Genomic DNA, 26,677 nt, shown 5'->3' with positions numbered 1-26,677 from the left:
TTGAGAGCGTGACCCACCTCAACATCGCCGACGTCGACTACTTCCTTCCTGATGGTCGACAACTGCTCAGCGGTGTCAGCTTTCGGGTCGGAAACGGTGCAAAAACTGCACTGATCGGGCCCAACGGGACTGGTAAGACGACATTGCTTCGCATTGTCGCCGGAGACGCCGTCGCTGACGAGGGAGCTGTCACTCGATCCGGAACACTGGGCGTGATGCGGCAATTCGTCGGCCAGGTTCGCGACGAGTCCACCGTGCGCGATCTTCTGTTGTCCGTCTCTCCGGCGCGGATCCGGGATGCAGCACTGGCGCTCGATACGGCAGAAAACGCGATGATCGAGCGCGACGAGGAATCAACTCAAATGAAGTATTCGCACGCGCTGGCCGATTGGGCCGATGCGGGCGGCTACGAGACCGAAGACTTCTGGGACAAGGTCACTACCGCGGCTCTCGGTGTTCCTTATGACCGTGCGAAGTGGCGCGCGGCCAACTCGCTCAGCGGTGGCGAGCAGAAACGGTTGGTTCTCGAAGCACTGTTCGCTGGGCCCGACGACGCACTCCTGCTGGACGAGCCGGACAACTACCTCGATGTTCCGGGCAAGCGATGGCTGGAAAAGACGATCTCGGAATCGTCGAAAGTGGTTTTGTTCGTCAGCCACGACCGCGAACTGATCGCCAACGCGGCCACCCACATCGTGACGCTCGAGCCCGGAATCAGCGGCGCAACGTCGTGGACCCACGGCGCTGGGCTGGCCAGCTACCACCAGGCCCGCGAGGATCGCAACGCTCGATTCGAAGAACTGCGTCGACGCTGGGACGAGGAGCACGCGAAACTGCGTGCTCTGGTTCTGCGATTGCGTGAAAAGGCCAAGTTCAACGACGGCGTCGCTGCGCGGTATCACGCCTCGCAAACCAGGTTGGCGAAGTTCGAGGAGGCAGGGCCACCCGAAGCGATTCCACTTCAGCAGAAGGTGACAGTTCGGCTGGCGGGCGGGCGAACCGCCAAGCGCGCGTTGGTATGTCAGGATCTCGAGCTGACCGGATTGATGAAGCCTTTCGACACCGAGATCTGGTACGGAGATCGGGTTGCCGTGCTGGGCTCCAATGGATCCGGGAAGTCACATTTCCTTCGTCTCTTGGCGGGTGGTGGGACCGATCCGGGGACCGAGCATCTGCCCGTCGAGGCGCTCGACATCGCGCCGGTCGAGCACGGGGGTACTGCGACGCTGGGTGCCCGGGTACGTCCCGGATTGTTTGCGCAGACCCATTCCAGGCCTGATCTGACCGGGAACACGCTGCTCGAGATCCTGCACATGGGCGACGAACACCGAAACGGAATGGGGCGTGAAGCGGCGAGCCGCGCGCTCGACCGTTACGGATTGTCCCAAGCAGCCGAACAGAAGTACGACGACCTGTCCGGCGGACAGCAGGCGCGCCTGCAGATTCTGCTCCTCGAGCTTTCCGGCGCCACGATGTTGCTGCTCGACGAGCCGACCGACAACCTCGACCTTCATTCGGCTGACGCGCTCGAACAGGGCATCACACAGTTTGCCGGCACCGTCATCTCGGTAACCCACGATCGTTGGTTCGCGCGCGGGTTCGACAGGTTCCTCGTCTTCGGATCGGACGGGAACGTGTACGAGAGCGAGTCTCCGGTGTGGGACGAGGCCAGGGTCGAACGAGCGCGCTGAGATCGAGTAGCCGCTTGCTATCTGGGGAGTGGCGGCAACTCGTTGAGCATCGCGCGCAGGAGGCCCGGATCGCTGCGATCCGATCGAGGTGGGGGACAGTGCGAAAGATCGAGCAGTGTCGGGAAGCCCCACAGAACGCGACCTGGATCCACCCTGTCCACCGCCGAGTACCAGTGGGTGAGCGGCTCGGCGAGCGCCGCGTGAAGCTCGAAATGCCGTCGTCGGCGGCTGGGGTCTCCTTCGCGCTGCAGTCGAAGTTGCTTCGGTGACGGTATCGAGATGACGGTCAGATCCGCGAGACCCAGTTCGAGGCGCGTAAAAGCCGTCTCGACTGCCTCGAGCTCGTACTCGAATCGCTCCCGAGGTGCGGCGCCCACCGCGGCGAGACACCAGCTGTAGTGCAGTTTCAGCGGGTCGCTGTCGCAGAGCGCGATCCCGGTTCTCGATTCGAGTTCTTCCGCTTGCGACCATCGCTTCGAATTGACCGTTGCCCAGTAACTTGCCTGGACGTCGAGATCCGTGCCGTCCGGCTCGCGCCCCGTGGGCTGATACTCGGCGACGAATCCTTCCGCTGCGGTTTGTCCACCGAGTTGGGTTCGGCACCAGGTGGTCTTGCCGGCGGCGCTGGGTCCTTCTACTGCGACGATCACCAGTTCATTCTCCATAATGATTGGGGCGGTTGGTTTTTGCTCGTTGCCAGGACTCTCTTAACATTTGAATGGGGCTGTTTTGCGTTCCGACACGCCCGTTTCGGTGCGGTGGGTCACAAAATCGCAGTGACGGTTGCCACATAACGGACGGATAACGATCGGTATGGTTGAAGCTCGAATCAACTAGTTGACCTGTGGTTATTTCTTGAATCTCGACTGAATCTGGTACGGCAGTGCCGGAAAACTGCCCCGTGACCAATCCGTGACCATCGCCTACGGTCGTTGACAGCCCGAAACTACCGGGCAAACACCGACCCGCAACTGCGTGCTTCTGCCCCGCGGGTCCGGTACTCCCGAAACCTTCGCGGGGCAGGAGTGAAACAGGCGAGTCGATCGACGAGACGTGAAAGCGTCCGGGCCGACCTCGTCCGCGGTAGCGGAGAGGATTTACCCAATGACCAGCATCACCTTCAAGCGCGCCCTCGGCGCAGTTGCAACCGCAGGCGCAGTCGTCGCAATCCCGCTCGCCATGAGCACCGGCACCGCTTCGGCAGCCGGCCACGACTGGTCCGGAGTCGCAAACTGCGAGTCCTCCGGTAACTGGGCCGCCAACACCGGAAACGGCTTCTACGGCGGACTGCAGTTCACGCAGAGCACCTGGAACGCGTTCGGTGGATCGGGCAACGCTGCCAACGCCAGCCAGTCTGAGCAGATCCGTGTCGCCGAGAACGTTCTCGCAGGCCAGGGCGTCGGCGCATGGCCCGTCTGCGGTCAGTACCTGACCACCGGCACCACCGCAGGCAACTACGAGGCCGCAGCAGCCCCCGTCACCGCTGAGGCTTCCGTCGAGTCGGCTCCGGCAGCAAGCACCGGAAGCGGCAACTACGTGGTCAAGGCAGGCGACACCCTGTCGAAGATCGCTGCTGCACACGGCATCTCGCTCGAGAACCTCGCCAGCCAGGTCCCGAACATCAACCTGATCTTCCCGGGACAGTCCCTCTCGGTCTAGTCTCGTGGCCGTTTAGGTCCTCATTGCGTCGAAATTGTCCGGAGCTGATGCAGCCCCGGACAATTTCGACGTTTCTGCGTTCGCAATGAGCTCTGCTGCTTCCGTGTGGATGGGATCAAGATCCTGGCGCCACCCCAGAATGTGCAGTGCCGACCCGGCGATGACGGCGGCGTTGGGGATCGGGGTGCCTTCGAGTGCGTCGGCTCGCGCGCTGATCACGCTTTCTACCAGGCGAAACGGAAGCTCGGCCAGGTGAGTTGATGCTGGATCGTCAATCGCGTCGAGCACTGCCTGGGCGAGGGCCCGGTATTGCTCGCGAAGCCGATCGCGATCGGCTCGGAACGACATGAACCTGTCGCTTCTCAGTTCCGGCAAGAGATAGAGGACGCCGAGGTTCCACCGTCCGGTGATCAGTTGGGCCGCGTCGATGTACGAAAGCGCGTACAGCTTCACCTCGGGTGAGGTGCCGCGTGGCCTGAGAGTCTCCGCGAAGTCGAGCGCCGGAGTCACGGTGTCGGCGAGCAGTGCAACCAGGATGTCGTCCTTGGTGGCGAAATGGTTGTACAGCGACGCCTGACGCATTCCGACTGCTTCGGCGATGTGGCGTGTCGACGTCGCGGCGAAGCCTCGGGTGGTGAACAGTTCAGCGGCTGCATCCAAGATCTCCGCCCGGGCAGTCCCACCCGGGCGTCGGCGAGCGGTCAGGCGGGGTCGTCCGGGGCCGGCGTTGGTCACGCCTTCCATAGTGGCAGGCTCTGGCCTTACATGCGGGGTGGCCGTCGCTGTGAGCATTCGGTCACGTGCTCGAAACGTACTCAACGAGCCTGTTACAGAATCAGGCGAATCGTATACGCGGGCGTCACCTGCGGCGAGTGGATTTCGCGAAAACTATCAATCGACAGTTATTCGCCTCTGAATCGCTTCGCCGAAGGAGTACGCCGTTGAGTGCAACCACCCCGGCTGCGCAGCCCACCACCGCATCCGCACTCGCCTCTTCGCCTCACGACGACGGTGACCTCGCGGAGTTCGGCTACGAGCAGCAGCTGCATCGATCGCTGGGAAAGTTCGCGTCGTTCGCCGCGGGCTTCTCCTTCGTTTCCATCCTGACCACGATCTTCCAATTGTTCGGCCTCGGTTTCGGTTTCGCGGGTCCGGCGTTCTTCTGGACCTGGCCCGTCGTCTTCATCGGTCAGTTCATGGTTGCTCTCAACTTCGCGGAACTTGCTGCCAGATATCCGATTTCGGGCGCCATCTACCAGTGGTCGCGGCGGATGGGTGGTGAAATCGTCGGCTGGTTCGCGGGTTGGTTCATGATTCTCGCTCAGATCGTCACCGCGTCGGCCGCCGCGATCGCCTTGCAGGTCGTGCTCCCGAATGTGTGGAGCGGGTTCCAGATCATCGGTGAGGACAGTGCACTCACCTCCTCGAGCGGTGCTGCCAATGCCGTGCTGCTCGGATCGGTACTTCTGGTTCTGACCACCTTCATCAACTGCATCGGCGTCAACTGGATGTCGCGTATCAACAACATCGGCGTGACCTGCGAAATCGTCGGTGTCATCGCGGTGATCGGGATGTTCTTCACCCACGCTCAGCGCGGACCGGACGTCGTCTTCGACACCGGCAGTGCCGGCGGTCAGCCCGGATACGCCTGGGCGTGGATCATGTCCGGACTGATGGCTGCCTACGTCATGGTCGGCTTCGGTTCGGCAGGCGAACTGGCCGAGGAGACCCGCAACCCCCGACGCGTCGCACCTCGTACGATCCGCCTTGCACTCTCCGCTTCCGCACTCGGCGGCGGCTTGATGATCCTCGGCGCGTTGATGGCAGCGCCCTCACTCACCGACGGACGCCTGGCCACGGAAGGTTTGCCGTACGTACTGACCTCCATTCTGAGTTCGCCGTGGGGCACGGTCTTGTTGATCGACGTCTCGATCGCAGTGTTCGTGTGCACCTTGGCCATTCAGACTGCTGCTTCACGGCTGATGTTCTCCATGGCCCGCGACGGGCGGCTTCCTGCCTCGCAGGTACTGGCAAAGGTCAACCCCCGCACCGGAACACCTATCGCGCCGTCCGTCCTCATCGGTCTGGTCTGCATTGCCGTCCTGGCCGTCAACGTAGGCAACTCGGCAATTTTCGCAACCCTGTCCAGCGTATGCATCATCTTGATCTACTTGGCCTACCTCATGGTGACGGTGCCGCTGCTGGTTCAGCGTCTCAAGGGATGGCCTCGCACGGCAGTCGGCCCCAAGTTCGACGCCGAAGGCAAAAAGCTTTTCTCCCTGGGCATCTGGGGAGTTCCGGTCAACATCGCCGCGGTTGTGTACGGCGCGCTGATGGTGATCAACCTGTCCTGGCCACGAGCCGAGATCTTCAACCCCACGGGGGAGTACCCCATTCTGCAGTGGGCCGCGCCCATCACGATAGCGCTGGTCGTGGGGCTGGGAGTCGCTTGCTTCCCACGTGGCCGCGCCACCCCGAATCCCGTCACGATCGGAGCCTGACCATGAGTACTCAGACCACCGCCGGAGCGCGCGAGCATGCCCGGTCCCAGGCCGGAACAATCACAGACTCCATGCCGGTGTTGCCGGCCACCCGCTGGCCGAACCCGCCCGACGACGTCGCTCCCGAACGTCTGACCTGGGCTGAAACAGTGCCGGGTGGGCGATACACGACCAAGGTTCTCGCCCGTGGAACCCGATTGCGACTTCGCGACATCGTCGGCAGCGCCTGTGCAAACATCTTGCTCTACCGCGCCGACGCCCCCTGGGAGCGTCTCAACGTCGCCGATACCGTCAAGGTGCCATGGCAGGCCTATCTCGGTGTCGGGCACCCGTTGCTCTCCGATCAGGGGCGAGTACTCGCGACGGTGGTCGCCGACACGTCGGGTCACCACGACGCGTTCTGCGGAACGACGTCACGCGCTACCAACGAGGCGAAGTACGGGCAGGGTTCGCTGCACAGTGCCTCACCCGCCGGTCGTGAACTGTTCACCGTCGCTGCCGCGAAGAACGGACTCGGGCCGCAGGACATTGCGCCGCCGTTGTCCTTCTTCCATGGTGTCCGCGTCGAGGCGGACGGCGCTCTCACCAGTACGGGTTCCGCCGGCGCCGGCGCGACGGTCGACCTTCTGATCCACCTGCCGGTCATCGTGATGATCGCCAACACCGCGCACCCACTCGATCCGGCGCTGGAGTTTCCCACCACGTCCCTCGAAGTGCTCGCGTGGAACGCGGCCGACGAACTCGGCAGCCTTGACGATCTCGGGCCGGAATACCAACGCGCAGTGCTCAATACCGGAGACGCCTGGACGGCTTCGAACCTGGAGGAGATCGCATGACCACCACCCTGGATGTCCCCGCCCTCGTTCCCGGAACGGTGATCCTCGACGAGATTGCTGAAGCGTTCGGGCCGTGGTCCGCAGTTGTCCGCGCCGGCGACGTCCTGACAATCGTCGATCTGCACGGAAATCAAGCCGTCGACACACTCGTCTATGCCAGTGACGATCACAGCGTTCGGTACTCGGCAGCAGCGACGGTCACAGCGCAGCAGAATCTGTTTCTGACCACAGGATCCGTGCTCCGCAGTGACGACGGAACTCCGCTCATGACCCTGGTCGCGGACGAGGTCGGAAACCACGACACCGTCGGCGGCGCGTGCTCACAGGAATCGAACACCCTGCGATACGGCCACCACACCAAGCACCAGCACGCGTGCGTCGAGAACTTCCTCGTCGAGGGCGCAAAATGGGGGCTCGGGAAGCGGGACCTGGTGTCCAACATCAATTTCTTCATGAACGTCCCGGTCGACCCCGACGGCACACTCGGAATCGTCGACGGAATGTCTGCGCCAGGCAAGCGGCTCGCGTTGCGTGCCGAACGCGACGCGCTCGTCCTCGTGTCCAACTGCCCGCAGATCAACAACCCGTGCAACGGCTTCGATCCGACGGCCGTCCGCATGATCGTCACACGGCCGGAGGCAGACGAATGAACGCAAAACTGACCATCGTGCGTCCCGGAATGTTGACGACGGTTCAGGACTATCCAGGGCGCGTCGGGTACTGGCAGATCGGTGTCCCACCGTCGGGCCCGATGGACGACCTGTCGTTTCGGTTGGGAAACACCGCACTCGGAAATCCCGAAGGCGCACCCGGCATCGAATGCGCGATGGCCGGACCTGCGATGACGTTCGACGAGGACACCACGGTGTGCGTCACGGGCGCTCCGGTGTCTGTGACCGTCGACGGCATCGCCCACGGTCAGTGGCGTCCTGTTTTCGTCCCCGCTGGAGCGGTGCTCGACGTCGGGACGCTCAGCGGCCCAGGACTGCGCATCTACGTACTCGTACAGGGCGGAATCGAGACCGACGACTATCTCGGCAGTGCGTCGACCTTCACCCTGGGCAGGTTCGGTGGACACGAAGGTAGGACTTTGCGGGCGGGGGACGTTCTCAAACTCGGACAGGCGACCGGCGCAGCGGGAGGTGTTCCCGCCGAGCATGTTCCGGCGATACACACGTGCTGGGAACTTGCGGTGACCGAGGGCCCGCACGGGGCGCCGGAGTTCTTCACCCGCTCCGACATCGACACGCTGTACGCGACCGAGTACGAGGTCCACTTCAACTCCGACCGCACCGGAGTCCGGTTGATCGGTCCGAAACCTGACTGGGCCAGAACCACCGGCGGCGAAGCGGGACTTCACCCTTCGAACATCCACGACAACGCGTATTCGATCGGTGCGCTCGACTTCACCGGCGACACGCCCATCCTCCTCGGACCCGACGGACCGAGCCTCGGCGGCTTCGTCTGCCCGATCACGGTGGTGTCTGCTGATCGCTGGAAGCTCGGACAGTTGGCTCCCGGGAACAAGATTCGCTTCGTGCCGGTCCGCGCCGAACGGGCAGCCTCCCGCCGTGACCTCGGAGTATCGCGTCGAGCGTCCAATTCGGTTGTGCATTCCTCCGGTGGTGACGGAGACGACGGCGTCATAGCCCGCCGTGACGGCGACACCGCGGTCACGTACCGGCGCTCAGGCGATGACAACGTGTTGGTCGAATACGGCGACATGAATCTCGACCTGGCGCTACGTGCGCGTGCACATGCACTGCATCAGCGACTCGAAGCCGAGAAGCCGGCCGGACTACTCGATCTCACCCCGGGAATCCGTAGCCTGCAGGTCCGCGTCGACCCGGACGTGCTGCCCGTCGGCAAACTGATGGGAATGCTCGCCGAGGCGGAGGACACCTTGCCTGCTGCCAACGAACTTGTTGTGCCCAGTCGCACTGTGCGGATGCCACTGTCGTGGGACGACCCGGCTACGCGCGAAGCGATCCAGCGGTACATGCACGGAGTGCGCGCAGACGCGCCGTGGTGCCCGTGGAACATCGAGTTCATCCGCCGGATGAACGGTCTCGAATCCGTGAACGACGTGTTCGACACCGTTTTCGGCGCAGAATACATGGTGCTCGGGCTCGGCGACGTCTACCTCGGAGCTCCGGTCGCGACGCCGCTCGACCCACGTCATCGCCTTGTCACGACCAAGTACAACCCCGCCCGCACCTGGACCCCCGAAAACGCCGTCGGGATCGGTGGGGCTTACCTCTGCATCTACGGCATGGAAGGCCCGGGCGGGTACCAGTTCGTCGGGCGTACGACGCAGGTGTGGAATCACCGTCACCCCGCGAAGTCGGGCCCGTTCGAGGAGGGCACTCCCTGGTTGCTGCGATTTTTCGACCGGATCTCCTGGTACCCCGTCGAGCCGGAAGAGCTGATGGATCTGCGCGCGGACACTGCGGCCGGCCGCGGCGGGGGAGTCGAGATCGAGGACGGCAGCTTCTCGCTGGCTGAGCATCAGGAGTTCCTCGCGTCGAACTCGCGCTCGATCGAGGAGTTCCGCGCGATGCAGTCCGTCGCATTCGGAGCCGAGCGTCAGCGCTGGTCCGACGCAGGAGAGTTCGCGCTGCCCGGTTGATGGTCGAGTGAGCACCCTTTTCTTCGAGTGAGCACCGCTTCCAGCGTGTCGGAAGCGGTGCTCACTCAGCAGTAACGGTGTTCAGTCCGCGGTGGTTGTCATCATTGGTCATTCATGGGTTGGTCATTGTGGAGGTCGACGAGGTGAGCGACACTCAGCCATGCGATTCGTGACACTGCCCCAAGGAAGCCTGGACGCCGACGAGTACGGCAGCCGGAACATCACCATGATGCAGCTCGCCCGTTCGGTGGACGGTGGAGAATTCAGGAGTCACTTCGCGTGGTGTCGGCCGAACAGCCTGTTGGGGAAGCACTCTGCGAACCTCTGGCAGCTGTACGTCGTCGTGGACGGCTCGGGCTGGGTAGCCGAAGACGACGGTCGACGGGTCTCGATGGCGTCAGGCGAGGCAGTGTTGTGGAGCCCTGGCGAGATCCACGAGTCCGGTTCGGATGACGGGATGCTTGTGGTGATAGTGCAAAGCGGCGCTCCGTTCACCGGGCTCGTCAGCGAGTCAGCGCGCGATTGAACAGATCGATGAACGGGCGAGGCGACGGGGTCCCGGTGGGCCGGAAAGGCGCAGAATCCCTCGACGCGGATACCCACTCGGTTCTGCTCACCCGCGACAAGTCGAGCTGATACCGGGTGTCGGCGGCGAGTCGGTGCAGGAAGAGTGTTCCGGTTCGCCCGTTTCCTTCCCGAAACGGGTGGGCATGATTGAGCGTCGAGTACACCGATGCGAGCGCGAACGACGCAGCGCCGTGATCGAGCGCTACCCAATCGACGGCGGCGATGATCTCTTCCACCTCGGACAGGTAGTTCCGAATCGCCGAGACCGGAGCAAACGTTGCCGCACCTTTTCTGATGTCGACGGTTCTGATGTGGCCGGCCCACTGGTACAGATCTTGGAAAACGTGCTGGTGAAGTAGGAGAAGTTCGGCTGTGTCTCGCGTGTGCGGTACGAGGTCGCCGCCGAGATGCGCCTCACCCAGACGAAGCGCGGTCGCCGCGAACTCGAGTGATTGCAGTGCGGCGGGATCTCGCACGTCGAAATTGTTCTCGAGCACCGATGTACCGCGATAGACGTACGGCGCTGATCTTCGCCAGCGGATCCGCGGGGGAATTGCTGACGACAGGCCGACGGCTCGCGCCAACTCCTGCTCGAAATACTCACGCCGAGAAAGCATCCCGATCATGACGGCCTCGAGTTCCGCGATCTGCTCGTTACTCGGATCCCAGCCTTCGAGGCGCTCCGCCGCCAGAACCTGTTCGAGCGCAGTGCGATTCACGGGTCGATGTCGGGTAGCGCCGACGCGGACGCGGCATATTCGAGTCGTCGTTGCACACCTGCGACCTCGCGCACTGCATTGCTCAGCAAGCTCCGCGAGAGCGGAGTGAGTTCGGAGATCACGACTTCGTCGGTCGGTGGCCGACCTGCCGCGAACTGATCGGTCTGGTGGCGGACACGAATCTGCTGCAACACCTCGAAAGATTCGATCAGTACCTGGGCGTCGTCGTCGAGTAGGAAACCGCTTCCCGCTGCAGCCTTGAGGCGTTCGAGTGTCGAACTCGTGCGGGCGCCCACGGAAATCCCCGCCCATCGAGCGATGTTCACGATCGGTTGGACGGCGCTGGCTTTGAGGTCGACGGTTCCGGTCCGACGCGTCATCACGTCCTTGAACGAATGGAGCTTTGCCTTGTCTCCGACCGCTTCGCGAAGGAGCAGTCGCATGACGGCCGGGTGCAGTCGCAGTTGATCCAACGCCGCAGGGCGAGGATCCAACGCCGGATCGCCTGCGACGACGCGGGCATCCGCCAGCATCGACAACATGACCAGGGCTTGGTCCTGGTACGGATTGGATACCCATTTCCGCAGCGCAGTGCGCCATTGTGGGAGCGTCCGAGCAAACCTGGCCTGGGTCGCGACGGCGTTCTTGGTGTCGCGAGGGAACCCGCAGAGATCGAGGATGTCGTGGATGGTCTTCGCGGCGTCGGCTCCCTCGTGATGAGATTCGCCGCCCCACACCAGCGCACTGTCGATATCCGAAGAGGGGAGCGCTTCACGCCTGGCGACGCTGCCGAGCGACAGCCACGCGAAATCCGGTCGCTCGTCTCCGCCCACCACCAATTCGATGGCTCGCCTGACCGTCACGTCGATCAGCACGGCCAGCGTCGCGCCGATGTCGAGCGGTGAGACCCGTGAGGCCACCAATTCCGTCACCAGAACAGGGACCGCGCGGGCTGTTTCGACGAGGTGGGCGTCGTCCTGTGCTGTGGCGAGCGCTGCGCGCAGTTCGAAACCCTGATTGGTGGCCGAAGTCAGGAGGTCGCTGAGTTCGAGCACACCCATCAGTGCGCCTGCCTCGGTCACGACCGGGAGATGGCGCAATCCGTACTCGAGCATGTCGGTCACGGCGTCGGCGCCCAATCGATCCGGATCGACTGTCACTGCTGACGGCGTCATCACTGTTGATACCGGCTGATTGCTGTCGATACCACCGACTACCACGCGAGCGCGTAGGTCACCTTCGGTGAAGATTCCGAAACCGCTTGTCTCCGTCGGGATCACAACAGCACGGCGGCCCGCATCGGTCATCAACTTCGCGGCCTCGCGGATGGTTGCCTGGCCGTCGCAGACAATTGCGGGCCCGCGCAACAGGTCTCGCACCCGGCGCATGGCGGGACTCTGGATGCCTTGCCCCGCCGAGTGCCCCGTCATGGGGTCATTCTCGCAGGTGTGTCCGTTTCAGGCAGCGGAGGGTGAGATGTCAGAGACCGCCGAGTCGCGAGAGTACGTCGAGAGCGGAATCCGTAGTACGCCAGAGTGCGTCGATCTCCTGTTCTGCGCCGGGACGTGTCTGCGGATTCTGGAGGGCGAATCCGTTGGCCAGTGTGACGGTGTTGTATCCGCTGTCGGCGGCGCGGAGCAGCAGTTCCGAGGGCTGCGAGTTTCCGGCCAATCGGTCGAGTCCTTCGCCGACGAAGTAGAACCGCCAGAGCGGCCCCAGATCGGCGTCGTACTCGGCCTTGGTGAGGGTCACGATCGAACCACCCTTGACGGCAATGGAATCGACGATCTTGTAGAAATCCGTGACATCCTCCGCAGTGGTTCCGGACGTGGCGACGGCGTGAGCGAGGTCGACGGTGAGATGCGCGTTGTAGCCGGCCATGGCAACCCGTGCTGGACTGGCGTCGCACTGACGTGTCAGGGCGAAGTAGTTGGTCCACGCCGGATCGGTGGGAGTACCGGTGAACTCCGCATGGACGTTCACCAGGTACCTGCGCAGCAATTCGAAGCTGACGGAATGGGCCCACTCGTCATCGGCGAAGGCCGCAGGGTCTCGCTGCAGCGGCATCACCGCCTCGTGTTCGACAGCGTCGAGGCCGATGGAGAACAAGCCTCGCCAATCGTGGTGTGAGACGAGGATCGACGTGATCTCACGATGACGTTCGACAGCGGTCTCGAGCCGAGGCAGTCCGGCACCGTTCAGCGTCGTGACGTCGCTGAGTTCGGCAATCCGGCCCACCTCGGCATTGCTCAACTGGCTGCCGCAAGCCGTCGAAAGACTCTCGCCCGGATCTGCGAGTGCAGAACCGGGCGAGAGGAAAGCGGCGGTGATGCCGAGCGCGAGCGTCAACGGATACAGCCGCATCGGTTTCATCGGCTCAGACTAGGCGCCCATTTCACAAATGTCCGGATTGGCGATCAGCTGAGAACCGCGTCGGCCTCGATCTCGATGAGCAGAGCGGGGTCGATCAGCGAGCTGACCTCGAGGATGGTCGTGGCGGGACGAATCTCGCCGAACACTTCACCGTGCGCGAGAGCGGCCTGCTCCCACTGCGTCATGTCGCGCAGGTACATGCGAGTGCGGATGACGTCGTCGAGCGAGGCGCCGGCCTCGGCAAGTGCTGCCTTGATAGTTTCGAGCGCTGCGCGGGTCTGATCTGTGAGGGTCTCACCAGGAGCGGTGGTGCCAGAGACTGCGATCTGGTTACCGATGCGCACGGCACGGGAGTAACCGATCTTGGGTTCCCATTCGGAACCGGACGAAATATTGATTCTGTTCGACATGCCCCGAATTCTGCCAACAACTTCCCGGCCGTGGTGAGGCACGGTCGGGTATTCGCTCCATCTTGACATACCTTAGAACAAGTGTTCGACTTGGGGCCATGAGGTGGTCGGGTCAGGCATTGGATGCAGATGACGGAGCGCTACCCGGACTCGAACGGGCCGGGTTGGTTCGCTCCGTGCAGACTCCCGAGTTCGAGGGAATCACGTTTCACGAGGTGCTCTGCAAGAGCGCGCTCAACAAGATGCCCGAAGAGTCGACGTTGCCGTTCAGCTTCACCGTCAACGCTTTTCGTGGTTGCTCGCACGCATGCCGATATTGCTTCGCGAGACCGAGTCACGAGTACCTCGACCTCGACGCCGGCGCGGATTTCGATTCCCAAGTGGTCGTGAAGACGAACATTGCCGCGGTGCTCCGCAAGGAATTGGCGCGAAAGTCCTGGAAACGGGAGGCAGTGGCACTGGGTACCAACACTGATCCTTATCAGCGAGCGGAGGGCCGATACCGCTTGATGCCCGGCATTATTCGCGCGTTGACCGAATCGGGAACTCCCTTCTCGATCTTGACGAAGGGAACTCTGCTCCGACGGGACCTGCCGCTGTTGAAGATGGCGGCGGCGCAGGTCGACGTCGGAATCGGAGTGTCATTGGCGATCAACGACGCTGCACTTCAGAAGCAGATCGAGCCTGGTACCCCGTCACCGCGGGCGCGTCTCGAGATGATCCGGGCCGTCACCGACGCGGGATTCTCGTGCAATGTCATGGTGGCGCCGGTCATTCCGTTCCTCACCGATTCCACCAGTCACCTCGACGGTCTGTTCGAGGCACTGTCCGAAGCCGGTGCGACGAGTGTGACGGTCTTCCCGATGCACCTGCGGGGGAGTACTCGGGGTTGGTTCATGAATTGGCTTGCTCAGGAACATCCGGCACTCATCCGTCGCTACCGCGAGCTGTACGGGCGGGGTGCGTATGTCACTCCCGAATACAAGCGTTGGCTCGCAAGCCGTGTCGAGCCATTGGTCGAGCGTCATGGGTTGGGTGGTCGTTCGGAGCATCGAGACGTCAGTGCGGCTGGCAGTGAACCGCGTGAGGCGCCTCGGGAACTGGTGGGTGCGGGAGCAGCTCTCACTTTGTTCTGACGGCCGCGGGCGCGTAAATCGGAGGCGCCCCGGACGTTTGCCGGGCTACATTCGCCTGGTGCTACTCACACTGACGTCCACCCCGACCCCGCAGACTCCTGATGCGACCGCGTTGAGCTACCTGCTGCACAAACATCCCGACCGCGTGCAAACCTTCGACTTGGCGATCGGCACCGCCACGGTTCTGTACCCGGAGGCCTCGGCCGAAAAGACCACGGTGGCAGTGATTGTGGACGTCGACCCCATCGAACTTGTGCAGAGTAGGTATCGCCGCGGCAAGAGTGGCGACAACTTTTCGCTGGGGGAGTACGTCAACGATCGGCCGTATGCGGCGTCGTCCATACTCTCGGTTGCTCTGTCGAAGCTGTTTCGGACCGCGTTGACGGGAACGTGCAAGTCGCACCCGGAACTCGTCGGAGCCGAACTCGCGTTGACCGTCTCGATTCCGGTGGTTCCGTGTGGCGGCGATGCGGAATTGCCTCGTCGGCTGTTCGAGCCGCTGGGCTGGGACGTGACCGCGATACCGGTGCAGCTTGATCCGCACCTACCGACGTGGGGAAACTCCGACTTCGTGTCGCTGATACTTACCGGGGAACACACGGTGCAGAGTGCCCTACGGCACCTCTACGTGCTGTTGCCCGTCCTCGACGATGTGAAGCACTACTGGGTGGGACCTGACGAGGCAGACAAATTGATCCGCGTCGCTGGAGAGTGGTTGGCGTCGCATCCGAATTCCGCGCTGATCATGTCCCGCTACCTGGCTCGTCGACGCGACCTGGTCGAATCGGTGGTCGATCGACTGATTCCCGAACAAGCTGAGGCGCAGATCGAAGCACCGAGACCGGATCCGCCGCTGGCACGCCTTCGCGTCGACGCAGTTTTGGCGACGCTTCAGCGACTGCACGTGAGAACAATTGTCGACATCGGTGGTGGCGAAGGTAAATTGCTCGAGGCGCTGATGCCGCACGCTCGATTCGACAAACTTGTCGGCGTCGATGTGAGCGCGCGCGAACTGACACGGGCGCAACGCAGATTGAAGTTCACCGAAATGTCCGACGTCCAGCGTGAACGTGTGTCTTTGATGCAGTCGTCCGCGACGTACCGCGACGCACGCTTGAAAGGCTTCGACGCAGCCGTGCTGATGGAGGTGGTCGAGCACGTCGACACGGCGCGCCTGCCGGCGCTGGTCAGATCGGTCTTCGTGGACGCAGAACCGCAGTATGTGCTGCTGACTACTCCGAATGCCGACTACAACGTGCTGTATCCGGCATTGGCCGCGGGAGAGTTCAGGCACCCCGATCACAGGTTCGAGTTCTCACGGACCCAATTCGACGACTGGGCAACCGAAACGGCCCGAGTCCACGGCTATTGCGTGGAGTTCGAATTTATCGGAGCAATTGATCCGGTCCTCGGCGGGCCGACACAGATGGCAATCTTCACGAAGGAGGCACGAACGTCATGACGGTGTACGAGATTCCAGATCTCGCCCTGGTAGTACTCATCGGCGTCAGTGGCTCGGGAAAGTCGACCTTTGCGGCGCGCCACTTCGGTGAGTACGAAACCCTCTCGAGTGACACATTCAGAGGGTGGGTCAGTGACGATCCGAACTCACAGGAGTCGACGTCCGATGCTTTCGAAGTGCTGGAGTTCGTCGCGGCCAAGCGTTTGCGACGCGGACGCCTCACGGTGGTCGACGCGACCAACGTCCAGCCCGCTGCGCGCAAGCGACTCGTTGCGTTGGCTCGCGAGCACGACATACTGCCGGTGGCAGTCGTGCTCGATGTTCCGGAATCGGTCTGCTCTGCACGAAACGACGCTCGCTCTGACCGGACGTTCGGACGCGACGTGATTCGTCGCCAGCACCAACAGTTGACTCGCTCGCTCCGCGGGTTGGGTAAGGAAGGTTTCCGTTCGGTTCACATCCTCAGAGGTGAGGACGCGGTTTCCGAAGCCACATTCTTGCGCCACCCGCTCCGCAGCGATCTGCGTGTCGAGCGTGGTCCGTTCGACGTCATCGGTGACATCCACGGATGTCGAAGTGAGCTCGAGACGCTCCTCGTGAAACTCGGCTACACCGTCGACTTCGGGACGGATGGCAGAGCTGTCGATGCGGTGCCGCCGGACGGGCGAACTGCCGTCTTCCTCGGTGACTACGTGGATCGAGGTCCGGATTCGGTCGGTGTGCTGCGTCTGGTCATGGGGATGGTCGCGGCGGGACATGCGATAGCGGTTCCGGGTAACCACGAGAACAAACTCGTCAAGGCGCTGCGCGGTAAGAAGGTCACGCCGAGTCACGGACTCGCCGAGACCCTCGAGCAGATGGCCACCGAGTCGGCGGAGTTCCGCGAAAGCGTCGTCGACTTCTGTGACGGTCTCGTCGCGCACCTCGTCCTGGACGACGGCAAACTCGTTGTCGCGCACGCCGGTCTCAAGGAGGACTACCACAACAGGGCGTCCGGCCGAGTGCGAAGCTTTGCGCTCTACGGTGAAACCACCGGTGAGACGGACGAATTCGGCTTGCCCGTTCGATACCCGTGGGCGCAGGACTACCGAGGATCAGCGATGGTCCTCTACGGTCACACTCCGGTGCACGAGGTGGAATGGATCAACAACACCGCGTGCCTCGACACCGGCTGTGTGTTCGGTGGATCCCTCACCGCCCTTCGATACCCGGAACGAGAGATCGTGTCGGTTCCGGCGGAGCAGGTTTGGTACGAGCCGGTGGTACCGCTGGCACCGCCGACTCGCGATCCGGACGTGCTCGATCTCGCCGACGTCCTCGAAACGACCGGCGTCGACACCGAACTGCGCGGGCGAGTGTCCGTTCGCACCGACAACGCTGCCGGCGCCTTGGAAGTGATGAGCCGATTCGCGGTCGCGCCGCAATGGCTGCGGTACCTACCGCCGACCATGGCGCCCTGCGCGAGCGCCCAATTCGATGACTATCTGGAACACCCGTCGACCGCGTTCGACGCATACCGGGCCGGCGGAATCGGAACAGTGATCTGCGAAGAGAAGCACATGGGTTCGCGGGCAGTGGTGCTCGTGTGCCGTGATCGATCGGTTGCTCAGTCCCGCTTCGACGCACCGGATGCGCTCAGCGGGATGGTGCACACCCGCACCGGCCGCCAGTTCTTCGACGACGACCTGACTCAGCAGTTGATCGACGACATCGCCGCCGCAGTGACCTCCGCTGGGTTGTGGGAAGAGCTGGGCACCGACTGGCTGCTCCTCGACTGCGAACTGTTGCCGTGGAACGTCAAAGCGGAAGGTCTGCTGCGCTCGCAGTACGCGTCGGTCGCGGCGGCCGGGCGATCAGACCTCACAGCTCGCGAGGCCGTGTTGGCGCAGGCCGGGTCGCGGGGCCTGGACGTGGCGGAGATGTTCGAACAGACAACTGTTCGGGCCGCCAGTATCGAGCGCTTCGGCGAGGCGTACCGACGGTACGTGTGGCCGACGAACGGACTGGACGGCGTCACCATCGCGCCGTTCCAGATTCTGGCGACCGAGGGCCAGTCGTACGGGGAACGGGATCACGAATGGCACCTCGGTATTTCGGACCGCCTGGCCGCGGCCGACCCGAATCGATTTACCACTACACGTCGCCTGGTCGTCGATCTCGGTTCCGAGGACTCGGTGTCCGAAGTGACGAAGTGGTGGGAGTCGCTCACCGGTGACGGTGGTGAGGGGATGGTCGTCAAACCGCTGGCGAATCAGATTCACGGACCGCGGGGGTACAACGCGAAGGTTCAGCCGGGGATCAAGGTCCGCGGCCGGGAGTACCTGCGATTGATCTACGGTGCCGACTACCTCGAACCGTCGACTCTTGCGAGATTGCGTAACCGCAACCTCGGACACAAGCAGTCGATGGCGCTGCGCGAGTACGCGCTCGGCATGGAGGCGGTATCCAGGCTCGTCGACCGTGAACCTTTGTGGCGAGCGCACCAGGCCGTGTTCGCAGTGTTGGCTCTCGAATCGGAGCCGGTCGACCCGCGGTTGTGACGGCCGGTGCCCGGGCTCGGATTGATACCGTCGGGTATGGGTGTGATTGCGCGCTTGGACGGTTTCAACCGACGCCATCCGTGGAGTCACAACGATCACTACGGCCGGTGGGTTCTACGTAATCTGCGCGGTGTCAGGTCCGGTCGCGCTCTCGACGTGGGGAGCGGGACCGGCAATCTGATCGACCTCTTGCGGCGGCGGTTCGACGTGGTGGTCGGTGTGGAACCTGACCTGACGACGTCGGCCGCCGTGCGCGCAAGGTTTGTCGACGACGAGAACGTGATCATCGAAGCGCGGCGGATCGAGGACTTTGCATACGAGGCGAAGTACGACGCGATCACAGTCGTCGCGGCGTTGCATCATCTTCCACTCGAAGAGTCGATGAAGCGGCTGAGCCGCCTGCTCGAACCGGGCGGCCGGCTCGTCGTGGTCGGGTGTTATCGATCGACCACAGCCACCGACGCACTCCTGTCGGTGTTGGCGACCGTGTGTAATCCCGTCGTCGGCGTCGTCAAGCATCGACGGGTTGCCTCCGAGCCACTGAAGGCGATGACAGTTCCCACCGCGGAACCGGGTGAGTCGATGGCTGACGTCCGACGCGCGGCCGCGTTGTGTTTGCCAGGTAGCCGGATCAGGAGACGACTGTTCTGGCGATACACCCTGATCTACGACGCGCCCGTCGCTGCCGCGTCGGTGGGGGAGTGAGTAGACCGCTGCAGTTCGCGGGGAAATGCGCGTCGGCCGAACCCGACTATCACCAACGAACCGATCATCAGAGCGACCCCGATGCCCGCCAGATGTGAGAGCCCGCCACCGTCGACGACGGCAGAGCCGAGCAAGGCACCCGTAGCAATCGCGATCTGGAACACGACGACGTAGATGGCCGAGGCACGGTCGGTCCCGATCGGAACGGCGCGCAGAACCGAGGACTGGAGGCAGATCGGAACGGTGGTGAACGCCGCACCCCACAAGATCGTGGCGACAACGGCGAACGCTCCCATCGACGGCGCCAAGAGCCAGAAGATGGCCAGCGCGCCTGCCACCGTCGCGATCGAGATGAGCGTGAAGAGACGCGGTCGGCGGTCGTAGTACTTGCCGGCGACCCACACTCCGACTGCGCCGGCGGCGCCGTAGACCAGAAGCATCGCGGTACGGATGCCACCGGACGAGCCGAGGCTTTCCTCCACCAGAAGTGTGAAGAACGTGTACGAAGCGAACTGCCCCAGGGCGGCAAACAGCGTTGCCGCGCAGATGACGGCGAGTGCCCGTTTCATCTCCGGTGTCGGCTTCGGCTTGTCTCGCTTGCTCCGATGGTGTTGATCGACCGACATTTCGGGCAACGCACGATGCAGTGAGAAAGCGATGACCACTGCCACCGCGCCGATTGCCGCCGACGCAGTCCGCCAACCCCAGGACTGGCCGATCGCCGAAGACAGTGGACCTCCGAGAACAAATGCGAGAGACGTACCGGCATACACCATCGCGATTGCCTTGCCCTGTTGTCCGCGCGGAACCAGGGTGGCTGCGACCGGGGCAACGACAGCCCAGAACACTCCGTGCGTCGCAGCGCAGAGCAATCGTCCGATCACCAGCATCGGATAGTTGACGGCCAATGCTGCGACCAGTTGCGACACCGCGAGGGTGGCCACCGTCAGAACGACAACACGTCGGCGCTGCCAGGTTTTGACCGCTCCGATCAGCGGAAGCGTCAAGGCCGCGACACCGTATGCGTAGAAGGTCAGCAGTAGGCCGACACGCCCTTCGGTGACGTCGAGGTCCGTCGAGATTTCGCTGAGCAGTCCGACGGGGAGCATTTCGGCCGTCACGTAGGCGAAGGCTGCTCCGGCCAGTGTCATCAGCCGTAACGTGGTTGCCTTCGGCAGTCGAGCAGTCATGTTGTGTAACGATACATGTATCGATACACACCTGCGCAATGGATATTTTGCACTCGCTATGCTGATGCTCATGGCCATACGTGCGCAGCGTTCGAGTCGTCCGACGATGGCCGACGTCGCCAAGGCCGCAGGCGTGTCGGTGATGTCGGTGTCGTACTCCTTCGCACAGCCCGAGCGCGTGTCTGAATCAACGCGAGCCAAGGTGTTCGCCGCCGCCGAAGAGCTCGAGTACGCGGGCCCTAACCGGGCGGCGCAGTCCTTGCGGAGCGGGAAATTCAATAACATCGCGGTCGTCTTCAGCGAGAAGTTGACGTATGCCTTCGAAGACGCAGTAGCTCGGCGATTCCTCTCGGGAGTCGCCGAAGCGTGCCTGGATGCGAACGCCGGGCTGATGATGCTGCCGAACTCGGGGAAACCTGGAGACGTCGACAGAGTTCGCGACGCGGCAGTAGACGGCTTTGTCGTCTGGACCACCGTCTTCGACGATCCCATCCTCGACGCGATTGTCGGCACCGGAAAACCCGCGTGCATCCAGGGTGGGCCGTTGCACGAGGGTGTGGATCTCGTCGGGATGGACGATGTTGCCGGCGCCGTTGCGATCGCGGCAGTCGGGTTGTCGGGGGCGCAGCGGCCCGCGGTGATCAGCCTTCCGTGGGATCGTGAGCGTCGGTCCGAGATTCGGATGGACGTGGATCCAGGTGAAGCGTTCTTTCCGGTGTCCCGCCATCGGCTCGAGGGCTACGAGCGCGCCGTACGCGACGCGGGCCTCGATTGGCCCTCGGTGCGGGTGGGGGTCGTCACCGTCAACGAGCGGAGCGAGGGTGCGCGGATGGCTCGGTCCCTGCTCGACGTTCCCGAGAGCCGAAGGCCCGATGTCATCTTGGCGATGAGTGACGAACTGGCGCTGGGGGTTCTGGACGCGATCCGTGAACTCGGCCTCGCGCTGCCCGACGATGTCGCAGTCGTCGGATGGGACGACACAACAGCCGCATCGGACGCCGGCTTGACCACAGTTCGCCAGTCCCTGTTCGATCAAGGACGCAATGCAGCTCGCGTGGTTCTCGGGCTGGACGATGCGGTGGAGCCGGTCGAGTGGTCGGTGCGTCGGCGAACTTCGACACGATGATTACGCCGGTAGTGGTCGACGCTCTGCGTCTTCGGTGGTTCGTTCCTCCTGAATTGGGGGAGACCGTCCGGTGGGGACTCTCCTGGAATGTCGACAGCCCGAGCAGGTGGGCGGTAGTCGAGCCGGCGTGGCTCTTGACGGCGGAAGTGCGAACGAGTTCGAAACCATTGATGTGGAGACTGCCTCGCGACGGGTCAGACATCCGGGAGCCGGTCCAGCCGGCGGTCGGTCGCGTCGGTGCACTGCAATTCATGTTCGACGCCGAACCACCGTTGCCGTCTCGGATCGAAGCCGCGGGCGCTTTGCAACTACGCGCCGGAACTCCTCGTGACGACACAAATGCCCGTCAGGCGTGGACCGATTTCGACGAGAATGCCTCAACTACCGGAGTGGTTCGCCGTCTACGGGTGATGTCGATGGAGTCCGACATGCTGCCCGACCCGAAGTTTCCGCACGGCCCGAACTGGGGTTGGGCATCGAGGCAGTTCGTGTCCGGGTCCGAGCGGTTCTACGAGTTGGCCCGCGCGCCTCGCGCGTTGCGCTCGTATCAGCTGACCGATCGTGAATACGGGCCGCGGCGCGAGGACTTCCTCCTGGTCGACCTCGAGACGGCTGCTTGATCGTTGGGACCTGACACCGTTTTCATTCAGTGGACACAGACTCCAGCTGATCGGAACCAGTGTCTGCTCGACGAAACCGGTGCCAGGTGCTTCGACTAGCGCGCTCTGCCGACCACGTTTAGTGCGTATTTACCGGGCGGCGCCCCGACATGCTTGACGAAGTGCCGCGACAGGTGGGATTGATCGTGGAATCCGACGTCGACGGCCACGTCCGCCAATTCGCGACCGGCGAGGATTGCGCGTCGCGCCAGATCGATCCGACGTCCCGTCACGTACTTGTGAGGCGGAAGCCCGAAATGCTTCGCGAAGTTCTTGATCAGATACGTGGGGTTCCGTTGCAGGATGTTCGACGCTTCCCGCATCGTGATTCCCGTTGTGAGTCGCGCATCGAGCAGGTCCCGAAGTTGATCGGCAACGCGTTCGTCAACGGTCGGCGTGTGAAGGGATCGACCTGTGGCCGGTGTGAGGATCTTGTTCAATCTTTCAGCGAGGAACCTCAGGCGACTTTCGGCTTCGAGTGATTCGCCGTCCGGGCCGAGTGCAGAGTGCAGTTGATCGATGCGGTGGCGCAGTAGAGGGTCTCGAATCTCGGGGCTGTCCACCGCCGGGCCTATGAGGACCTCGCCGAGAACTGACGTGTCGAGGTAAAGGATTCGTTGACGAAATCCGGCCTCGGTGACCGGAACTCCGTCGTGTGCGATGCCTGGCGGCAACAGAGTCACGATCTCGGGTGCTGCGCCATGAGCGCGATGATCGAGGTCGTATGCAATCGTGCCGCGGTCGACGAGCATCAGAGACCACTGATCGTGCGTGTGTTTGGGATAGGCGTGTCCGACGAAATCGGCATGGAAGACCTCGGTGATTCCCGCGAGGCCCGGTGCCCACGCGGTGATCTGTGCGCCGCGGGGATCCATGTCAGAAACGTACAAGACGCAGCTGCCGCGGGTGACGAAGAGTGGCGGGGTCGTCATCGCGGTGGTGGCGCGCCCGAGGGAGGAACAACATGAACAGTTCGGCAACAGCGGTATCGCTCCGCGAGAAGTTCGGTCAGTTCACCGAGCACTGGTCGCCCAAGAAGATTGCGGTCCTCAATGATTACGAGATCAAGATCGTCAAGATCAAAGGTGAATTCGTCTGGCACTCCCACACCGACACCGACGAAATGTTCCTGGTGACGAAGGGGCAGATTCGAATCCAACTCCGAAACGGAGATGTTCCACTGGGGCCCGGTGAACTGTTCGTGGTACCTCGCGGAGTCGAACATTGCCCGATCGCCGAGGAAGAAGCGGAGGTGATGTTGATCGAACCCGTCGGCGTGGTGAATACCGGGAACGTCGGAGGACCGCGAACTGCAGTGCTCGAGGACTTTTCGTAGTTACCGGCTCTTCCAATCCAGGGGATTGGTACGCAACGGCAGGGCCATTCCCGATCTCCAGAGCGTCGCCGCGCGAGAGTGCGGACGGAGCTCGACCTCGCGCCGCATCGATTGCGCGAACTCGTCGGTGAACCCTGTTCGCGGGTACTCCGCGATTGTTGCATCAACAGTTGCTCGCGGAATTTCGGGCGCACGCCGACCGGCAACGTCGAAATGCGCTGCGGCATGCAATAGATAGGCGTCAGCGCCCGCGCCGCGGTCGACGGTCAGATCCATGTGTAGACGGATCGCTTCGCCGATTCGCCGTACCGACCTCTCCGAAGTTCCCACTCGGGTCGCGAGTTCTTCTGCGTCTGCGGCACTGATGTAGGTGAAACACCCGTGCTCGGCCGATCCTTCTGCGCCCAGTCCGACATCGTGAAGGGCGCACGCAGTGAAGAGATCTTCGGGGTCGTACTCGATCGCATCGATCTGCGCGAAGGCGTCGGCCCAGATCCAGCAGCGCAGGCTGTGGTTCAAGACCGCGGGGGAGAGGGTTCCTCTGGCGTGATCGAGCGCTTCGCTGCACAGCTTGGTGTCCGGGAGTGGGCGTTTGCGCAGCTCGGGTGTGCGAGTGGGGTAGCGGCCGAGCCGCAGCCGGAGCATCGACGGCGTGCTCATGGCCTGCGCAGCAGCCGCGCGGGCCATGAGCTGTATCTGCTCGAGGGTGGTCAGCTCACCAGGGCGCATCGAATTCCTGTCTGAGGTAGGGGGCAGCTGGATATGAATCTAGTTGTCAGGTCAGATCCTTCGTTCGATATAGATATCTGTCGACGACGGAAACACTGAATTATCCGAACAATGTCGATCAGTTTGCACCAATCAACGGTTGAACCAATTCGGAAATCTCACCGCTCGCAACAATCAAGTTTCATCACGCAAAGACGGCGGGGGTGGCTCAGATGACGCCGAACCCGACGATCCCCGGGACTTCCGACGGGACGATGCGATGGAGCATGACCTTGTTGTTCTCGTTGCCGCCGACGGTCGTCAGAGTGCCGCCGTCGTTGACCAGAACGACGTTGACGTGTTGGCCGAAGGGGCTCGAGTCGCCGTACAGGATCGTGTCGCCGACCTTGGGCTGGTAGTCCTGACCGTAGGGGACAAACGCGTCGACGGACTCGTAATACTCCTGCAGCGTGTACACCCCGGGGATGCGCCACGACCCTGAGTTGGGGTTCGAGAACGGCGTGCCGATCTGGTTCATCGACCAGCTCACGAAATCGGCACACCACGATTCTTCGACACCCTCGGCGTATTTGGTGCCGGGACTCCCTGACTCCCACTCCTGCTCGAGGACGCCCAGTAGCGCACTCTGCTGAGCGCTGAGAATGCCGTGGTCGACGGCCGGGAACGAATCGAGATTCTCGCCGGCAAGAGCGTCGTCGCCGCGCGCGAACCACCACAGTGCGCCGGCGACAGCTACGACCACCACAACGCCGAATACGCCAGAACAGCGAGAGTGCGTCTGGGCGTATTCGGTGCGTGCGACATCACGCCACGATAGTCAATTACTCGAGCGGGGGTGCCGAGCGATCGATCGTCGTCGCGAGTGGCTTCTCCTTGACGAAGAGCAACAGGACAACTGCCGCGATGACCAAGGGGACGAGGTACAGGAAGATCGGCGCCAGCGCGTCGTTGTACGCACCGACGATGATCTCGCGAACCTGGCTGGGCAACTTCCAGAGGATTCCCGGGGTCAAGGAGTTCTCGTCACCACCGACCGCGCCGCCATTCGCGGGGAGTCGCTCGGCCAGGAGATTGGTCAGACGCGAGGCGAACAGGCTGCCCACGATCGCGCTGCCCAACGACGCACCGATCTGACGGAAGAAGTTGTTCGACGCGGTGGCCGTTCCCACTTCGGCCGCGGGGAAGGTGTTTTGCACGATCAAGATCAAGATCTGCATGACGAGGCCGAGGCCGATACCCATGAGTGCGATGTAGCAACCGAAGACCAGCAGTGAGGTCGACGGCGTCAGACGTGAGAGCAGGACAAGAGCGACTGCGACGATGGATGTTCCGACGATGGGGAAGATCTTGTAGCGGCCGGTCTTGCTGACCAGCTGACCGGATCCGATGGAGGCGACCAGCAGGCCTGCCATCATCGGAATCATCATCAGTCCTGCTTCGGTGGCGTTCTTACCGGTCACCATCTGGATGTAGGTCGGCAGGTATGCGAGCGCACCGAACATCGCGATGCCGATGATCAGACCCGCGACCGTGGTCAACACGAAGTTTCGTTGAGCGAACAGGTGCATCGGAATTACCGGTTCGTCAGCACGCTTCTCGACGAAGACAAACGCCACTGCGGTCACGATGCAGCCGATGATCAACCCGATGATGACGCCTGACCCCCAGGCGTAGGTGTTGCCGCCCCAGGTGGTGAACAGGATCAGACAGGTTGCGGCCGTTGCGACGAGGATCATTCCCAGATAGTCGATGCGAGGTTTGCCGAGGTTCGGCTTCCGCAGGTGAAGGAATGCCATTGCGCTCGCGATTGCGAGGAGCCCGAGGGGGATGTTGATCCAGAATGCCCAGCGCCAGCCGATGCCCTCGGTGAACCATCCACCGAGAAGGGGGCCGGCAACCGAAGCCAGTGCGAACACGCCGCCCATCGCACCCATGTACCGGCCGCGTTGCCTGGCCGGGACGACGTCGGCGATGATCGCCTGGGACAGCAGGATCAATCCGCCGCCGCCGAGTCCTTGCACGGCTCGACCAGCGATGAGTGTGGTCATGTCGTGGGACAGACCGCCGATCACCGAACCGACGATGAAAATGCTGATGGCGCCGATGAAGAGGCCCTTGCGCCCGATCAGGTCACCGAGTTTTCCGTACACCGGCATCATGACGGTCGAGGCGAGGATGTATGCCGTCGTCACCCAGACCATGTGGTTGACGCCGTTCAATTCGCCCACGATGGTCGGGAGCGCGGTGCTGAAGATCATCTGGTCGAGCGATGCCAGAAGCATCGTGATCATAAGCCCGACAAAAACGAGGATGATCGACCGTTTGTCCGGCGCGGCCTCGGTATCGGTATGCGTGCCGTCGGGCTCGACGGTCGCAGCTTCTCGAGTGGACATGTAGTTCCTTAGTTGA

Annotated in this window: 25 protein-coding genes; 14 read left to right on the top strand and 11 right to left on the bottom strand. The window is 62.8% G+C overall.

Annotation, left to right across the window (positions count from 1 at the left end; all coding sequences use genetic code 11):
• Positions 1-8 precede the first annotated feature (8 nt).
• Positions 9-1,691, top strand: coding sequence for an ATP-binding cassette domain-containing protein (locus tag ACKAMS_RS00585; RefSeq protein ID WP_408988485.1), 1,683 nt, complete (start codon positions 9-11; stop codon positions 1,689-1,691).
• Between the two features lie 17 nt (positions 1,692-1,708).
• On the opposite strand, the gene ACKAMS_RS00580 is transcribed toward ACKAMS_RS00585, so the two are convergent.
• The gene (locus ACKAMS_RS00580; RefSeq protein ID WP_408988484.1) at positions 1,709-2,356 is read right to left on the bottom strand and encodes a hypothetical protein; all 648 of its coding nucleotides are present in this window, start codon (positions 2,354-2,356) and stop codon (positions 1,709-1,711) included.
• Positions 2,357-2,795: 439 nt separating this feature from the next.
• On the opposite strand from ACKAMS_RS00580, the gene ACKAMS_RS00575 reads away from it, so the two are divergent.
• Positions 2,796-3,350 carry a transglycosylase family protein gene (locus ACKAMS_RS00575; protein WP_019748325.1) on the top strand — a complete coding sequence of 185 codons (555 nt, stop codon included), beginning with the start codon at positions 2,796-2,798 and terminating at the stop codon, positions 3,348-3,350.
• A gap of 12 nt (positions 3,351-3,362) precedes the next feature.
• Here ACKAMS_RS00575 and ACKAMS_RS00570 read toward each other — a convergent pair whose 3' ends face one another.
• Positions 3,363-4,094, bottom strand: a complete 732-nt coding sequence (locus tag ACKAMS_RS00570) for a TetR/AcrR family transcriptional regulator (protein WP_408988483.1) — start codon at positions 4,092-4,094, stop codon at positions 3,363-3,365.
• Between the two features lie 197 nt (positions 4,095-4,291).
• Here ACKAMS_RS00570 and ACKAMS_RS00565 point away from each other — a divergent pair, with 197 nt between their 5' ends.
• The 5 genes from ACKAMS_RS00565 (at position 4,292) to ACKAMS_RS00545 (ending at position 9,842) form a co-directional block, all read left to right on the top strand.
• A complete protein-coding gene (locus ACKAMS_RS00565) occupies positions 4,292-5,851 on the top strand; it encodes an amino acid permease (RefSeq protein WP_029255304.1) in 1,560 nt (519 codons plus the stop codon).
• Between the two features lie 2 nt (positions 5,852-5,853).
• Entirely contained in the window at positions 5,854-6,687 is an 834-nt protein-coding gene (locus ACKAMS_RS00560) for an urea amidolyase associated protein UAAP1 (RefSeq protein ID WP_029255305.1), read from the top strand.
• Entirely contained in the window at positions 6,684-7,337 is a 654-nt protein-coding gene (locus tag ACKAMS_RS00555) for an urea amidolyase associated protein UAAP2 (RefSeq protein ID WP_020907663.1), read from the top strand. The genes ACKAMS_RS00560 and ACKAMS_RS00555 overlap by 4 nt, the downstream gene beginning before the upstream one ends.
• Entirely contained in the window at positions 7,334-9,316 is a 1,983-nt protein-coding gene (locus tag ACKAMS_RS00550; protein ID WP_019748330.1) for a 5-oxoprolinase/urea amidolyase family protein, read from the top strand. Before ACKAMS_RS00555 ends, ACKAMS_RS00550 begins: the two co-directional genes overlap by 4 nt.
• 160 nt (positions 9,317-9,476) lie before the next feature.
• The gene (locus ACKAMS_RS00545; protein WP_019748331.1) at positions 9,477-9,842 is read left to right on the top strand and encodes an AraC family ligand binding domain-containing protein; all 366 of its coding nucleotides are present in this window, start codon (positions 9,477-9,479) and stop codon (positions 9,840-9,842) included.
• Here the strand turns inward: ACKAMS_RS00545 and ACKAMS_RS00540 are convergent.
• Genes ACKAMS_RS00540 through ACKAMS_RS00525 form a run of 4 tightly spaced genes read right to left on the bottom strand, consistent with a single transcriptional unit; the run spans position 9,820 to position 13,385 of the window.
• Positions 9,820-10,602: a Fic family protein gene (locus ACKAMS_RS00540; protein ID WP_042951829.1), complete on the bottom strand. Its 783-nt coding sequence runs from the start codon at positions 10,600-10,602 to the stop codon at positions 9,820-9,822. The genes ACKAMS_RS00545 and ACKAMS_RS00540 overlap by 23 nt on opposite strands.
• Positions 10,599-12,032 carry a putative nucleotidyltransferase substrate binding domain-containing protein gene (locus ACKAMS_RS00535; RefSeq protein WP_223257836.1) on the bottom strand — a complete coding sequence of 478 codons (1,434 nt, stop codon included), beginning with the start codon at positions 12,030-12,032 and terminating at the stop codon, positions 10,599-10,601. Before ACKAMS_RS00535 ends, ACKAMS_RS00540 begins: the two co-directional genes overlap by 4 nt.
• A 49-nt stretch (positions 12,033-12,081) precedes the next feature.
• A complete protein-coding gene (locus ACKAMS_RS00530; protein WP_408988541.1) occupies positions 12,082-12,966 on the bottom strand; it encodes a DUF5995 family protein in 885 nt (294 codons plus the stop codon).
• Between the two features lie 53 nt (positions 12,967-13,019).
• On the bottom strand, positions 13,020-13,385 hold the full coding sequence (locus tag ACKAMS_RS00525) for a RidA family protein (RefSeq protein WP_019748335.1): 366 nt from the start codon (positions 13,383-13,385) through the stop codon (positions 13,020-13,022).
• Between the two features lie 98 nt (positions 13,386-13,483).
• Between ACKAMS_RS00525 and ACKAMS_RS00520 the strand changes: the two genes are divergently transcribed.
• The 4 genes from ACKAMS_RS00520 to ACKAMS_RS00505 are packed head-to-tail and all read left to right on the top strand — an operon-like array spanning position 13,484 to position 19,228.
• Positions 13,484-14,521, top strand: a complete 1,038-nt coding sequence (locus ACKAMS_RS00520; protein ID WP_408988482.1) for an Rv2578c family radical SAM protein — start codon at positions 13,484-13,486, stop codon at positions 14,519-14,521.
• 37 nt (positions 14,522-14,558) lie between these two features.
• On the top strand, positions 14,559-15,983 hold the full coding sequence (locus tag ACKAMS_RS00515) for a 3' terminal RNA ribose 2'-O-methyltransferase Hen1 (protein ID WP_408988481.1): 1,425 nt from the start codon (positions 14,559-14,561) through the stop codon (positions 15,981-15,983).
• The gene (locus tag ACKAMS_RS00510; RefSeq protein WP_308370546.1) at positions 15,980-18,523 is read left to right on the top strand and encodes a polynucleotide kinase-phosphatase; all 2,544 of its coding nucleotides are present in this window, start codon (positions 15,980-15,982) and stop codon (positions 18,521-18,523) included. Before ACKAMS_RS00515 ends, ACKAMS_RS00510 begins: the two co-directional genes overlap by 4 nt.
• A gap of 36 nt (positions 18,524-18,559) precedes the next feature.
• Complete coding sequence (locus ACKAMS_RS00505) at positions 18,560-19,228, top strand: class I SAM-dependent methyltransferase (RefSeq protein ID WP_408988480.1); 669 nt, start codon at positions 18,560-18,562, stop codon at positions 19,226-19,228.
• Here ACKAMS_RS00505 and ACKAMS_RS00500 read toward each other — a convergent pair.
• On the bottom strand, positions 19,189-20,418 hold the full coding sequence (locus ACKAMS_RS00500; protein ID WP_408988479.1) for an MFS transporter: 1,230 nt from the start codon (positions 20,416-20,418) through the stop codon (positions 19,189-19,191). The two genes, ACKAMS_RS00505 and ACKAMS_RS00500, sit on opposite strands and share 40 nt — an antisense overlap.
• Positions 20,419-20,488: 70 nt before the next feature.
• Here ACKAMS_RS00500 and ACKAMS_RS00495 point away from each other — a divergent pair, with 70 nt between their 5' ends.
• On the top strand, positions 20,489-21,544 hold the full coding sequence (locus ACKAMS_RS00495; RefSeq protein WP_228232709.1) for a LacI family DNA-binding transcriptional regulator: 1,056 nt from the start codon (positions 20,489-20,491) through the stop codon (positions 21,542-21,544).
• A complete protein-coding gene (locus ACKAMS_RS00490; protein WP_232253455.1) occupies positions 21,541-22,164 on the top strand; it encodes a hypothetical protein in 624 nt (207 codons plus the stop codon). The genes ACKAMS_RS00495 and ACKAMS_RS00490 overlap by 4 nt, the downstream gene beginning before the upstream one ends.
• A 95-nt stretch (positions 22,165-22,259) precedes the next feature.
• On the opposite strand, the gene ACKAMS_RS00485 is transcribed toward ACKAMS_RS00490, so the two are convergent.
• A complete protein-coding gene (locus tag ACKAMS_RS00485; RefSeq protein WP_097387384.1) occupies positions 22,260-23,078 on the bottom strand; it encodes an AraC family transcriptional regulator in 819 nt (272 codons plus the stop codon).
• A gap of 89 nt (positions 23,079-23,167) precedes the next feature.
• Between ACKAMS_RS00485 and ACKAMS_RS00480 the strand changes: the two genes are divergently transcribed.
• Complete coding sequence (locus ACKAMS_RS00480; RefSeq protein ID WP_020969562.1) at positions 23,168-23,539, top strand: cupin domain-containing protein; 372 nt, start codon at positions 23,168-23,170, stop codon at positions 23,537-23,539.
• Here the strand turns inward: ACKAMS_RS00480 and ACKAMS_RS00475 are convergent, their stop codons facing one another.
• The 3 genes from ACKAMS_RS00475 to ACKAMS_RS00465 all read right to left on the bottom strand — a co-directional run bounded on the left by ACKAMS_RS00475 (position 23,540) and on the right by ACKAMS_RS00465 (position 26,661).
• Positions 23,540-24,268 carry an HD domain-containing protein gene (locus ACKAMS_RS00475; RefSeq protein ID WP_020907678.1) on the bottom strand — a complete coding sequence of 243 codons (729 nt, stop codon included), beginning with the start codon at positions 24,266-24,268 and terminating at the stop codon, positions 23,540-23,542.
• Positions 24,269-24,476: 208 nt separating this feature from the next.
• Entirely contained in the window at positions 24,477-25,010 is a 534-nt protein-coding gene (locus tag ACKAMS_RS00470; RefSeq protein ID WP_408988478.1) for a CHAP domain-containing protein, read from the bottom strand.
• A gap of 79 nt (positions 25,011-25,089) precedes the next feature.
• Positions 25,090-26,661 carry an MDR family MFS transporter gene (locus ACKAMS_RS00465; RefSeq protein ID WP_019748347.1) on the bottom strand — a complete coding sequence of 524 codons (1,572 nt, stop codon included), beginning with the start codon at positions 26,659-26,661 and terminating at the stop codon, positions 25,090-25,092.
• Positions 26,662-26,677: the final 16 nt, after the last annotated feature.

The organism is Rhodococcus sp. 5A-K4, from assembly GCF_046097995.1.
Classification (GTDB): domain Bacteria; phylum Actinomycetota; class Actinomycetes; order Mycobacteriales; family Mycobacteriaceae; genus Rhodococcus_F; species Rhodococcus_F erythropolis.
This window is presented reverse-complemented; position numbering and strand designations above follow the sequence as displayed.